Origin of the sequence: Alcanivorax sp. DSM 26293 (assembly GCF_900107995.1) — a bacterium.
In the GTDB taxonomy this organism is placed as follows: Bacteria; Pseudomonadota; Gammaproteobacteria; order Pseudomonadales; family Alcanivoracaceae; genus Alcanivorax.
Map to the genome: position 1 here is coordinate 386,858 of NZ_FNUM01000001.1, position 12,686 is coordinate 399,543.

11 protein-coding genes and 1 tRNA gene are annotated in these 12,686 nt (G+C 59.7%); 2 read left to right on the top strand and 10 right to left on the bottom strand.

What is annotated here, in order from left to right; translation table 11 throughout:
- Positions 1–95: 95 nt before the first annotated feature.
- The 3 genes from C4S63_RS01680 to purL form a co-directional block, all read right to left on the bottom strand.
- Complete coding sequence (locus C4S63_RS01680; protein WP_103916504.1) at positions 96–794, bottom strand: PaaI family thioesterase; 699 nt, start codon at positions 792–794, stop codon at positions 96–98.
- Between the two features lie 2 nt (positions 795–796).
- On the bottom strand, positions 797–1,462 hold the full coding sequence (locus C4S63_RS01685) for a PaaI family thioesterase (protein WP_062816960.1): 666 nt from the start codon (positions 1,460–1,462) through the stop codon (positions 797–799).
- Between the two features lie 203 nt (positions 1,463–1,665).
- Positions 1,666–5,541, bottom strand: coding sequence for a phosphoribosylformylglycinamidine synthase (gene purL / locus C4S63_RS01690; protein ID WP_103916505.1), 3,876 nt, complete (start codon positions 5,539–5,541; stop codon positions 1,666–1,668).
- Positions 5,542–5,905: 364 nt separating this feature from the next.
- Between purL and mltF the strand changes: the two genes are divergently transcribed.
- On the top strand, positions 5,906–7,309 hold the full coding sequence (mltF, locus tag C4S63_RS01695; RefSeq protein ID WP_103916506.1) for a membrane-bound lytic murein transglycosylase MltF: 1,404 nt from the start codon (positions 5,906–5,908) through the stop codon (positions 7,307–7,309).
- A gap of 83 nt (positions 7,310–7,392) precedes the next feature.
- Here the strand turns inward: mltF and C4S63_RS01700 are convergent, their stop codons facing one another.
- The 4 genes from C4S63_RS01700 to C4S63_RS01715 all read right to left on the bottom strand — a co-directional run bounded on the left by C4S63_RS01700 (position 7,393) and on the right by C4S63_RS01715 (position 9,697).
- Complete coding sequence (locus C4S63_RS01700; protein WP_103916507.1) at positions 7,393–8,238, bottom strand: DUF72 domain-containing protein; 846 nt, start codon at positions 8,236–8,238, stop codon at positions 7,393–7,395.
- Positions 8,235–8,714 (bottom strand): hypothetical protein, encoded by a 480-nt coding sequence (locus C4S63_RS01705; protein ID WP_062816957.1) that lies wholly within the window; start codon positions 8,712–8,714, stop codon positions 8,235–8,237. Before C4S63_RS01705 ends, C4S63_RS01700 begins: the two co-directional genes overlap by 4 nt.
- Positions 8,715–8,828: 114 nt before the next feature.
- Positions 8,829–8,905: transfer RNA gene (locus tag C4S63_RS01710), tRNA-Val, on the bottom strand.
- A gap of 96 nt (positions 8,906–9,001) precedes the next feature.
- Positions 9,002–9,697, bottom strand: coding sequence for a GntR family transcriptional regulator (locus tag C4S63_RS01715; protein WP_062816956.1), 696 nt, complete (start codon positions 9,695–9,697; stop codon positions 9,002–9,004).
- A 359-nt stretch (positions 9,698–10,056) separates the two neighbouring features.
- On the opposite strand from C4S63_RS01715, the gene C4S63_RS01720 reads away from it, so the two are divergent.
- Positions 10,057–10,602, top strand: coding sequence for a hypothetical protein (locus tag C4S63_RS01720; RefSeq protein WP_103916508.1), 546 nt, complete (start codon positions 10,057–10,059; stop codon positions 10,600–10,602).
- A 403-nt stretch (positions 10,603–11,005) separates the two neighbouring features.
- Here the strand turns inward: C4S63_RS01720 and C4S63_RS01725 are convergent, their stop codons facing one another.
- The 3 genes from C4S63_RS01725 to purC form a co-directional block, all read right to left on the bottom strand.
- Positions 11,006–11,512, bottom strand: a complete 507-nt coding sequence (locus C4S63_RS01725) for a hypothetical protein (RefSeq protein ID WP_062816954.1) — start codon at positions 11,510–11,512, stop codon at positions 11,006–11,008.
- Between the two features lie 152 nt (positions 11,513–11,664).
- Positions 11,665–11,898 (bottom strand): DUF6726 family protein, encoded by a 234-nt coding sequence (locus tag C4S63_RS01730; RefSeq protein WP_062816953.1) that lies wholly within the window; start codon positions 11,896–11,898, stop codon positions 11,665–11,667.
- Positions 11,899–11,948: 50 nt separating this feature from the next.
- Complete coding sequence (gene purC / locus C4S63_RS01735) at positions 11,949–12,665, bottom strand: phosphoribosylaminoimidazolesuccinocarboxamide synthase (protein ID WP_063509243.1); 717 nt, start codon at positions 12,663–12,665, stop codon at positions 11,949–11,951.
- Positions 12,666–12,686: the final 21 nt, after the last annotated feature.

The window sequence follows — 12,686 nt, forward strand, 5'->3', positions numbered from 1 at the left end:
CGACTTTCTCCGCGTTGCCCGGGTTGAGCCAGAATCCCGGGTAAGGGATGTGCTTATTGCCAGCGGCCTCGCCCGCGCTTGGTAACTTTCAACTTTTAACTTTCACCGTGTAACTCGGCAAACTCCGGCTTGAGAGCGTAATCGCCGTGGGCAGAAATCCAGATGCCTTCGGCGGCGACGGTCTGCTGGCCATTGACCCAGACACTGCCTTCACAGCGTAGCTTGCGCCGTTCCAGGGTGACCAGCCTGGCCTCGAAGTCCACCGGCGTATTGATGGGGGTGCCGGCAAGATAACGAATATTGAGCGTACCGGTCATACCGATCTGTTTCACGAAATCCTGGCTTTTCGCCATCAGCATATCCAGCGCCAGGGACAGGACACCACCGTGTACCCGCCCCGGTGGGCCCTGGAAAGCCAGCCCGAACGTGGCCCGGCCCCGGACCCGGTCCCCGTCCAGCCACAACTCCAGCGGTGGTGACATGGGGGAGGCCTTGCCGGTGAGGATCTCGAAATCCACCAGATCGGTCACATCATCCGCGGAGCCTTCTCCCGCCAACAGCCGCTGGAGAATGCCGTTATAGTCCCGCTGGCCATACTGGGCCAGGTCCGTACGCAGCTGACGGATGTGTTCGATGTACTCGTGCAGCTTGTCGTCCGGGGCATCCAGGCGCAGCACCTGCTCGGTCAGCCCGACCAGCTCCTGGCCCAGCTCCCGGTGTAGTAGAGCCCGAGTCGAAGGCGCCGGGGTTTCCGCCACGAGAATGTCGCGGAAGTGATAGCGTTGCTGGCTCATGGTCACCCCAGACTCTTCGGTGTGAGCCAGATGCCTTCCGCGCTGACCGTCTGGGTGTCACCGTGCCAGATGCCCCCTTCCACAAAGATCTTTCGCCCTTCCTGGCCAGTGATCCGGGCCCGGCAATGGATGCTGTCTTCGATGGGAGTGGCTGCCAGATAACGAATATTCAGGGTACCGGTGACGCCCAACCGGAAGGCCGCATGCAAGGCGCGGGACAGGGCCGCGTCCAGCAGCCAGGCAATCACACCACCATGCACCCGCCCCGGCGGACCCTGGTATTGCAGGCCCAGGCGCAGGGCGCCTTCGATACCGTTCTGGTCTTCCTGCAACCATTCCACCTGTGGGGCAATGGGGTTGGAAGGCCCACCCACCGGATCGTAATCCATCATGTGGAAGATATCCTCGGTGGTGGCCGAGCCGGTGAACAGCTTGCGGTTGGCGGCCCGGGTGTCGCGTCGCGCCGGTTCCCCCACTGTTGCCACCAGCGCTTCCAGCTGATCCGCCCAGCCACTGAGCGTGTCGATATCCCCCTCCGCCCGGATCAGCCGCTCCGCCAGGGTCTGCATGGCCGCACTGATACGCCGGCGCTCAATAAAATCCGCCGGCACAGGCTCGTTGTTGTAGGCCTTTTGCAATTCGAAAGGCCCGAAGGTTTTTTCAGACACAGGACACCTGAGAGTAGTGAATAGTTAACAGTGAACAGTTAAAAGCGAAATCAAAACAAGCGTTTGATTCTGAGGGTAGCAACTCTTCATCTCAAGCTCATAAAAGGACATAAAAAAGGCGGAAACAGCCAAGCCATTCCCGCCTTTCTCTTCAGCTTTAGATCCCAGCTGTTAACTGTTCACTATTAACTGTTCACTGCCTTTTAACCGACCCACTTCCGCGCATTGGCAAACATCCGCAGCCAGGGGCCGTTCTCGTGACCCCGCCAGTCGTCCGGGATCCAGCTGTTCTGCAGGACACGGAACACCCGCTCCGGGTGCGGCATCATGATGGTGACGCGGCCGTCGCTGGTGGTGAAACCGGTAACGCCCTGGGGTGAGCCGTTGGGGTTTGCCGGGTACTGTTCCGCCGGGTTGCCCTGACCATTCACATAACGCAGGGCCACCAGACGCTGCTCGATATTGCGATTGAGCGCATCATCACCCAACTCCACCCGGCCTTCGCCATGGGCCACGGCAATGGGGATACGGGTACCGGCCATGTCCTTGAGCAGGATGGACGGGGAATCCTGGATTTCCACCAGGGAAGTCCGTGCCTCGAACTGCTCGGACAGGTTGCGCACAAAGCGCGGCCAGTGTTCGGCACCGGGAATCAGGTCCTTCAGGTGGGACAGCATCTGACAGCCGTTACACACACCCAGCGCAAAGGTGTCTTCGCGGAAGAAGAACCGATTGAAGGCTTCGCGCAGCTCCGGGTTATAGAGCACGGTCTTGGCCCAGCCACCGCCAGCACCCAGCACATCCCCGTAGGAGAAACCGCCACAGGCCACCAGTCCCTTGAAGTCATCCAGCTGCACTCGCCCTGCCAGCAGGTCGCTCATGTGCACGTCGATGGCAGAGAAGCCGACCCGGTCGAAAGCGGCCGCCATTTCGGTCTGACCGTTGACGCCCTGCTCGCGCAGGATCGCCATCTTCGGTTTTGCGCCAGTGTTGATGAAAGGCGCCGCCGGGTTCTCGGTCATGTCAAAGGTCAGGCGTACATTCAGGCCCGGATTGTTGTTGTCCGGGATGGCCTCGAATTCCTGACGGGCGCAATCCGGGTTATCGCGCAGGGACTGGATCTGGTAGCTGGTTTCCGCCCAGGTGCGATGCAGCTCCCGGCGCGGGGTTTCCAGCAGGATACCGCCGCCCAGACGCAGGCGAATCACATCATCACCGTCAGGATGACCCAGTACATGCACACACTGGCTCAGGCCGGCTTCTGCATAGCGTGCCAGGATTTCCTGACGATGGGCCGGGCTGATCTGCAGTACCGCACCCAGCTCCTCGGCAAACAAGGCGGCCACCGCTTCCGGGTTATCACCGGCAATATGATCCAGACTGATATCCAGGCCGGTGCGACCGGCAAAGGCCATTTCCACCAGGGTGGTAAACAGACCGCCGTCGGAACGGTCGTGATAGGCCAGCAGCTTGCGCTCGGCCAGCAGTTGCTGGGTCACCTCGAAGAAGGCGATCAGATCCTTGGCATCGTCCAGGTCCGGCGGCACATCGCCCACCTTGCCGAATACCTGAGCCAGGGCGGAGCCTGCCAGGCGGTTCTGGCCGCGGCCCAGGTCCACCAGCAGCAGTTCGCTGTCCACACCGGTTTTCAGTTCCGGGGTCACGGTCAGATCAATGTCGGTAACCCCGGAAAACGCGGAGATCACCAAGGAAAGCGGCGCGGTGACACTCTTGTCGATACCCTTGTCGTTCCACACGGTGCGCATGGACAGGGAGTCCTTGCCTACCGGAATGGCAATACCCAGCTGCGGACACAATTCCATGCCCACGGTTTTCACGGTATCGAACAAGGCCTGGTCCTCGCCCGGGTGACCGGCAGCGGCCATCCAGTTGGCTGACAGGCGAATCTGGCCCAGATCACCGATATGGGCGCTGGCGATGTTGGTGATGGATTCCGCCACGGCCATGCGACCGGAGGCCGCTGCGTCCACCAGGGCCACCGGGGTTCGCTCGCCCATGGCCATGGCTTCACCGGTGCGTTGATTGAAACCCGTGGCGGTCACCGCGCAATCGGCCACCGGCACCTGCCAGGGGCCCACCATCTGATCACGATGGACCAGACCGGTGATGGAGCGATCACCGATGGTAATCAGGAAACTTTTCGACGCCACCGTGGGCAGGCGCAGCACGCGCTCGCTGGCCTCTTTCAGATCGATGCCCTTGGTGGTGAAGGTCTGGCGCAGGAAGTCTTCCCGGTCAAAGCTACGCTGCATTTTCGGCGGCTTGCCGAACAGCAGGTCCATGGGCAGATCCACCGGCGCCTTGCCGAAGTGTTCATCACTGACCGTCAGATGCTCTTCGCTGGTGGCTTCACCGAGGACTGCGTAAGGGGTGCGCTCGCGCTGGCAGATAGCATCAAAACGCTCGATGTCCTCCGGCATTACTGCCAGCACATAGCGCTCCTGGGCTTCGTTACACCAGATCTCCACCGGGCTCATGCCGGGCTCAGAGCTGGGGATTTCACGCAGCTCCAGTCTGGCGCCCATATCGTGGTCGTGGACCAGCTCCGGCAGGGCGTTGGACAGACCGCCAGCGCCCACATCGTGGATGGAGACGATGGGATTGTTATCGCCCTCTGCCCAGCAGCGGTCGATCACTTCCTGTACCCGACGCTCGATTTCCGGGTTGTCCCGCTGCACGGAAGCAAAATCCAGGGTTTCGTCGGACTCACCAGAAGCCATGGAACTGGCCGCACCACCACCCAGGCCGATCAGCATAGCCGGGCCTCCCAGCACGATGATCTTGGCGCCGGCGGGAATCGGGTTCTTTTCCACATGGCCGTCGCGGATGTTGCCCAGGCCACCGGCGATCATGATCGGCTTGTGGTAGCCGCGCACTTCATCACCGTTCACGCCCGGGGCCTGGATTTCCAGGGTGCGGAAGTAGCCACACAGGTTGGGGCGACCGAATTCGTTGTTGAAGGCCGCCGCACCGATGGGGCCTTCAATCATGATGTCCAGTGCCGAGGCAATACGGCCGGGCTTGCCATAAGGCGTTTCCCAGGGCTGCTCGAAACCGGGAATATTCAGGTTGGAAACGGAGAAACCGTTCAGGCCCGCCTTGGGTTTGGAGCCACGGCCGGTGGCACCCTCATCACGGATCTCACCGCCGGAGCCGGTGGCCGCGCCCGGATGGGGCGCAATGGCGGTGGGATGGTTGTGGGTTTCCACCTTCATCAGCAGGTGTACCGGCTCGTTGACGAACTGGTACTCGGCACTGCCCGGTGCCGGGAAGAAGCGATCGGCCACCGGACCGGCAACCACCGAGGCATTGTCCTTGTAGGCACTCAGCACCCCTTCCGGGGCATGGTTGTAGGTATTGCGGATCATGCCGAACAGGCTCAGATCCTGTTCCTCACCATCGATGGTCCAGTCCGCATTGAAAATCTTGTGGCGGCAATGCTCGGAGTTGGCCTGGGCGAACATCATCAGTTCTGCATCGGAGGGATTACGGCCCAGCGCCGTGAAACGCTCCACCAGGTAGTCGATTTCATCCTCGGCCAGCGCCAGGCCCAGCTCGCGGTTGGCGGTTTCCAGGGCGTCGCGCCCGCCGCCGATCACATCCACCGTGGTCAGTTCGCGGGGGGTGTGATGGGAGAACAGGGCTTCAGCGTCTTCCAGTTCCGCCAGCACCACTTCCACCATGCGGTCATGCAGGGCCGGCGCCAGGACAGACCGGTCACCCTCGCCAGCCAGCCGGTATTCGATGCCCCGCTCCACCCGCTCTACCTGAGTCAGGCCGGCGTTGTGACAGATATCCGTGGCCTTGGATGACCAGGGCGAAATGGTGCCCGGGCGCGGCACCACTACAAAACGCTGCCCCTCCACATCATCCTCTTCCAGGCTGGGGCCGTACTGCAACAGCCCTTCCAGCACCTGTTGCTGCTCATTACTGAGGGGCGACTTGAGCGCCACGAAATGCACGTAACGGGCAGAGATCGCAGAAATGCCCGTCAGGGACTCCAGCAGTTTTTCCTTACGAAATGCGGACAGGGCCGGGCTTCCGGAGAGGATCAGCATAGTGCGCCTTATATGATTACCAGTGGGGGTGGAGAGTAGGGCCGCAATGATACGGGATTTGACCGCCGCTCGCAGCCTCCGCACACCGCCAATTTCCATCCAGTGCAGCCTTGTCTTACCGCGAGGAAAAATCGCCTACGACACCTGCCTTATACGCAATTTAATGCTCTCTTCCGGACTTGTCGCATTTGTGCATAAAACGCTCAATTGTTCGACAAAGCGTTACATAACAGCCATTTGCCACTGATAGAGTTGCGCCACTTTGACGTGATATAGATCACAGGCAGGGGATCAAACAATCCCCAACCGGTCGGCGGTAAGCAGTATCGACCTGTCTGGACAACCTGACAGAGGTACACCAAGGATGACGGTTTTCTTTCGACATACTAAGCATCTCCTGGCTTCGCTGGCCCTGTTCGGCATTATCGGCATGATGCTGGCCATGCGTCCCACCCCTACCGCCATGGAACGGGTCATGACCCGCGGTGAGCTGGTGGTGATGACCCGTTCGTCCAACACCACCTACTATCAGGACCAGCACGGCTATACCGGCATGGAATACGAGCTGGCCAAAGGCTTTGCTGACAGCCTGGGGGTGGAGCTGCGGATGCTGGAATCCGACGACCCTTCCTATATTCGTTATGCCATTCGCAAAGGCACTGCTGACATGGCAGCGGCCGGCCTGGTAGCCACCGCAGAACGCAGCGAAAGCCTGCGCTTCACCACGGATTACCAGAAAGTGGACGCTCTGGTGGTGCGCCGTCTGGACACTCCGCGCATCCGGGATCTGGAAGACCTGGCCGGTAAACGTGTGGCCGTCGCTGCCGGCTCCAGCCACGCAGAGCTGCTGGTCAAGGCGCAGCTGGAAAATCCGGGCCTGGCATTCCAGGAAGTGGAAGACGCCAACCCGGAACAACTGATGGCCCTGGTGGAGGACGGTCAGGTGGATTACACCCTGATTCACTCCAACAGCTACTCCCTGCAGCGCGCCCTGTGGCCGGAGCTGATTGCCGACTATACCGCCGCCACTGATATGCCACTGGCCTGGGCTTTCAGCCCCAAGGATGACCAGAGCCTGTATCTGGCCGCCCAGCGCTACCTGACCCAGGCCAAGGCCAACGGCACCACCGCCAAGCTGGAAGACCGTTTCTACGGCCATGTGGAACAGTTCAACCTGTATGCAGCCCGCAGCTTCATGCGCCATCTGGAAGACCGTCTGCCCCGCTACGAGGAACTGTTCCGTCAGGCGGAAGACAACAGCGGTTTCGACTGGCGCCTGCTGGCGGCCCTGGCCTACCAGGAATCCCTGTGGGATCCCGGTGCCATCTCCCCCACCGGGGTGAAGGGTCTGATGATGTTGACCAACGACACCGCGCGCCAGATGGGTATCAGTGATCGTACCGACCCGGCCCAGAGCATTCTGGCCGGCGCCGACTACCTGCGTCACACCCACGAACGCATCCCTGCGCGCATCCCGGAACCGAGCCGCACCTGGATGGCCCTGGCCGCTTACAACGTGGGCTTCGGTCACCTGGAAGACGCGCGCGTGCTGACGGAAAAACAAGGCGGCAACCCGGACAACTGGCAGGATGTGAAGCAACGCCTCCCCATGCTGGCCAACCCGGCCTACGCCGACCAGCTGCGCTACGGCAATGCCCGCGGTGGCCAGGCAGTGATCTATGTCCGCCACATCCGCCGCTACTATGATTTGCTGGTGTGGGCGGAAAACAGCCGCCGTCGTGACGACACGCTGATCGCGCTGAATTAAGAGACAGTGACGAGTAACGAGTAACGAAACCCTGTCACGGTTTTGCTGTTCGAAACTCGTTTCTCGCAACTCGCAACGTCGTCTCAGAACAATCCTGGCTGCTTCACCTGCCTCCCCAACGCCAACGGTGCCAGCCCCGGCAAACGTTCCATCAGCATGCCGTGCCACAATGCCGCCAGAGCCAGCGCATCTCCGTTGTCCGGCATGTGTATGAAAACGTAAGGGCCCTCCCCCGCCGCTATCCAGTTCGCTACCCGTTCCACCCAGGGCGCAAGAAACGCCCGGTTGGCCTGCAGCTCCGGATGCCCGACGTAACGAATCACCGGCGACGCGTCACCGGGCAGCACATGCACTGGCAGGCGGGGCTTCTTGCGCTGAGCCTCTCGTGTGGCAGCATCCTCCGCGCTGGCGGCAAACAACGCCCGGCTATCAAAACAGACCCGGGCCAGATTGCGCTCGCGCAGGCCGCGATTGAGCGCCCTCTCCGCCTCGCCCTTGGCGAAGAAATCCCGGTGACGCACTTCTACCGTGCAAGCGAACGGTGCCGGCAGCGCCTCCACAAAGCGCCACAAATCCTCCAATCGCTCCGGCCCGAAAGCTGCGGGAAGCTGTAGCAAGAACGGCCCGAGCACATCCGCCAGCGGAGCCAGCACATCCAGAAATGCCCGCGCCGGCCCATCAACCCCCTTTAGCAGACGGTCATGAGTGATCTGCCGGGGAAACTTGAACAGGAACCGGAAATCCTCCGGCACCTGGGCCCGCCATTGTTCACATTGCTTGCGTGACGGGGTGGCGTAGAAGGAGGTATTGCCCTCGACACTATTGAAGACCCGACTATAGCGTTCCAGAGGACTCTCGCCGGCAGGCAGATGACCATTCCAGCCGGGGTGCTGCCACTGCGGGCAGCCAAGAAAATACGGCAGCGTCATGGGCAAACCCCGCCATAGAAGCCCTGCTCCTCAAGACAAAGACGCACCTTTTCCAGCAACGCGTTGCTGAGCTGGCGATAGTCCGGGTAAGGGGTTAGTAGCAAGCGGCGCTCCGTGTCCACGGAAACCCCGGGAGCACCGGCCAGCGGACGGGCATTGTGCTGCAAGCCGGCAAAACGCTGTAGATTGTCCCTGCCTCCAATCCAGTGCCAGCATTCCTTGTCGGACATTGTCGGCACAAAACAAAGTGCGGAGTTCTGGAACAGACATTCATCCCGAAAATGCCGCCAGTCCTCCGCCACCGGGCTGGCCAACTTGGCGAGCAGGTTCACGATCTTGCGCCAGTGGTTGGAATTGGCCGCCACCAGTTCAGTAGCGTCAGGGTGTTGCTGCAACCGGGCAAGACCGTTCGGCCGATGCGGCAGGTAAAGAATCAGTGCCGGGCGGGCAGCCCCGAGATAATCAATGTCAGGCATCCCAACTTTCTCGTCGGCTCCAGAGTGTCAGGTATTCTACAGGGCAGCGCGAAAAAGGGGCCAAACGAAAAAAGGGTTTGCCGCATCACTGCGACAAACCCTTTTTCTGAATCTTGGTAGAACCGGGCGGATTCGAACCGCCGACCTCCGCCATGTCAAGGCGGCGCTCTAACCAACTGAGCTACGGTTCTATGGCGATCTTCAGGTTGATGGGGTCACTGACCCGGCCAGCTCCCTGAAGAGGGTGGCAATTCTATGCAGCTTGGCGGCACAGGGCAAGGGGGAATTTATTTACGCCGGCGCGAGCCCCAGGCGGTTTCGATCTGGCGGGCCCGGGTAATGGATTCCTCCACCAGTTCAGACTGGTGCTCGGCAAACTCCCGAATGATTTCCAGGGCCGAGCGTACATCACGGCGGAAGATGGTTTCCACCAGGGCCTTGAAGAACGACAGGCATTCCTTCACTTCATCGGCCTCCAGATGCAAGGCCATGAAATAGGCCCGCTGCATGGCCGGCTGCATATTGATCAGGATGTCTTCCACAAACACATTGCGGGCGAACGGGTAGGCATGCTCGAGAAACTGGAAACTGAGCACAAAGAACGCATCCAGATCCCGATCCTCCGCGGCCACCTGCAAACCGTGAACCAGCTCAATAAACGCATCCAGGTCTTCTTCGCGTACCACCTTGATGGCCTTGCGAATCACCAACCCCAGCAATACCTGCATCACCTCGTAGAGGCTGCGCACATGGGCTTCAGACATCTCCTTCACTACGGCGCCCCGGCGCGGCAGGATATCGATCAGCTGGCGGCGCTGCAGGATCAGCAGCGCCTCGCGGACAGAACCGCGACTCACATCCAGCTCACCGGCGACACGCAGCTCCTGGATACGATCGCCAGCCAGCATGTCACCATGAATAATCTGCTTGGCAAGATGCTGGGCTATCTGCTCAGAGAGGCTTTCTTTGGCTTTGAAGCTCACGGGCACTCCTTGTGGGGATTGTCTCAGCCCGCAGGCAGCCGTATTGAAGCCTGCCGACGGCGGGATCAGACAGTGGTACTGCGGCCCCAGGCTTGTTGAACAATCCCAAAATTCTTGTCCGACTATAGTACAAGGAAGACTGAGTACCAAGCACCGGAAATCGATTGCTTACAATTTTGCTCACCACCGGCACTGTCTACACCGTAAAGCCAATATCACGATGCCCTGAAGGTGTGTCCGGGGTCCCAGTTTTTACCCGTGCCCACTGGATTTCATTCACACAACTGGCCAGTATGAAGTGACATGGTGTCTTATCGTGACGTTAAGATGCGCCCCTTGAAGACCACCAGGTAGACAGGATGCCCCAAGACCTGATTACGCAATTGCCGCGCCTAGATGCACTGTTCGATCAATACTCGGAACGCTTTGGCAAGCAACAGACCCCCTATCGGAACCACGTTTACCGTTTGATCAATCTTGTGGCGGCGCAAAAAACACTGGACCCGCAGGAATGGGAAGCCCTGGAAATTGCCGCTTTTTTTCATGATGCCGGTATCTGGCTGGCCGGCACCTTCGATTACCTGCAGCCCTCTGCTCGCCTGGCAGAACACTACCTGGAGGAACACCAGCTGGGCCATTGCCGTACCCAGGTCCGGGCCATGATCCTCAATCACCACAAGATCAGCCGCTACGACAAGGACCGCAATAACCTGGTCGAAGTGTTCCGTCGCGCAGACTGGATCGATGTGAGTCTGGGCGTCATGCGTTTCGGCGTCCCCATGGCCCGGGTCCGGCTCATCAAACACGCTTTCCCCAACGCCGGCTTCCATCGTCTGCTGCTCAAACTCAGCGGCCAGCAACTCCTGAGCCAACCCTGGCGGCCCCTGCCGATGCTGAAGCGCTGAGCGCGACGACCGGCTTGCCGCCTCCATCAGCAAGGCGGCGGTGTGTACACTGTCTCGCGGCCTTCCGTTGCCCAACATCGGCCCTGAAAAGTTACTCACAACATCTGTGGATAACTTTGTGCATAGACTGTCAGGAACTGCCGCCAGCACCCATGTTGCCTGCCCTCCCCCCAGAATGATGAAAAAATGGCCGTTTTATTAAAACCTTTAAAAACAGCAACTTAACAATCATCCACTGCAAATCAACGAGTTAGCCAAGAACATTCACACAAGGTGTGAAAAACGGTTAAACGCTGTGCAAAACTTTTGCTTCAGATCAGGGCAAACACAAGAAAGCAAGTGCCCGTGGCGCTTTCTTCAACCGCCACAGACACTTGCGCAGGAACACGGAAGGATTGGGGAATCAGCGGCGCAAACTGAAGCTGATACCGAGCACGACCACCGGCTCTACATCCAGGTCGTTATTGTCGCGCTCTTCTTGCGTATCACAACGAATCGCCGCTTTGTATTCGTCGCAGTCCAGGGCTTCGATAGCGCCCACCCCGGCACTCACGGTCCAGCGGGAATAGGGCTTCACCCATTGATGGCCCAGCTCCACACCAACACCCAGGCGTTCATAATGACGCTCACCGCCCAGGTCCCCTGCCATCAGGCCGGTGAAGAAGCCACTCTCGGACATCAGGCCCCGCTCCATTTTACGGCGCCAGCCAGCCACCCAGCGAGGCTCATCGGTGTCGAAGCCACCGGAGTCCAGATACATGGCAGGCATGGCGTAGAAGCTGTTGTGCTCGGTGGCCCACTCCAGGTTCACCCCGGCGAGACCATTCAGGTAACCCAGGCCTATCAGCAGATCATCTGCCACAGCCGGCAAAGGCATAAGCATAAGGAAGGAAAGTAGCCAGCGGTGCATGGCGAACTCCGGTTATTGTTGTTATGTCGCCAGGGCTTTCACGCCTGGTCAGGCCGCAAGCGGGCCGGGGAGTCTGTATTTTTCACAACCGCCCCGGGGATTACAAGCCCGGAAATCCCTGGCCCCGCCTCCGCAGGGCCAAAGGACGCCTGTTACAGAGGAATCTTGTCGATATTGTCCGCCGTGGTATCGATGGCGCCATCCACCTTTTCCAGGGCTTCATCAGCGGCATTCCCGGCCACCGGAATAATGGACAGCACCGCACCCACCACAGAGCCGGCGGCGCCGACCAGTCGCATGGGAGTGGTGGCCAGTTTGGTCAGGAAACAGCCACTGAGAGTGGCAGCCAGCAGGCCCACCACCGCCAGACGCATTACGGATTTCATAGTTGCTCCTTATTATTCTTCAGTGTGTAGTTGTACCGGCACGCCGTGAATCAGTACTGAAACTGCATCCCCAATCGGCGTCCCACTTCTTCATAGGCTTCCACCACGCCACCCAGGCCCTGGCGGAAACGGTCTTTATCCAGCTTTTCCCGGCTGTCCTTGTCCCACAAGCGGCAGCCGTCCGGGCTGAACTCATCGCCCAGCAGCACCTCACCATTAAACACGCCAAATTCCAGTTTGTAATCCACCAACAGCATGCCGCCATCCAGAAACAGCTGCTTCAGTACTTCGTTGACCTGGAAGGTGAGAGTCTTCATTTGCGCCACCTGCTCGTCGGTGGCCCAGCCAAAGCTGCGGATGTGGTAATCGTTGACCATGGGGTCGCCCAGGTCATCGTTCTTGAGAAAGAATTCGAAGGTGGGCGGATTCAGTTCCAGGCCTTCTTCCACCCCCAGACGACGGCAGATAGAGCCAGCGGCAATATTGCGCACCACGCATTCCACCGGAATCATGTCCAGCTTCTTCACCAGTGACTCCACCGGTGACAGCATCTTCTCGAAATGACAGGGAATCCCGGCCGCCTTGAGCTTTTCCATGATGGCGGCATTGAACTGGTTGTTCACCGCTCCCTTACGCGCCAGTGCCTCTTTCTTCTTGCCGTCAAAGGCCGAGGTATCGTCGCGGAACAGCATGATCAGTTTGTCCGCGTCATCGGTGGTGTATACAGACTTGGCTTTGCCGGCATACAACTCGTCGCGTTTTTCCATGGAAAGGCCTTTATTCGGGTC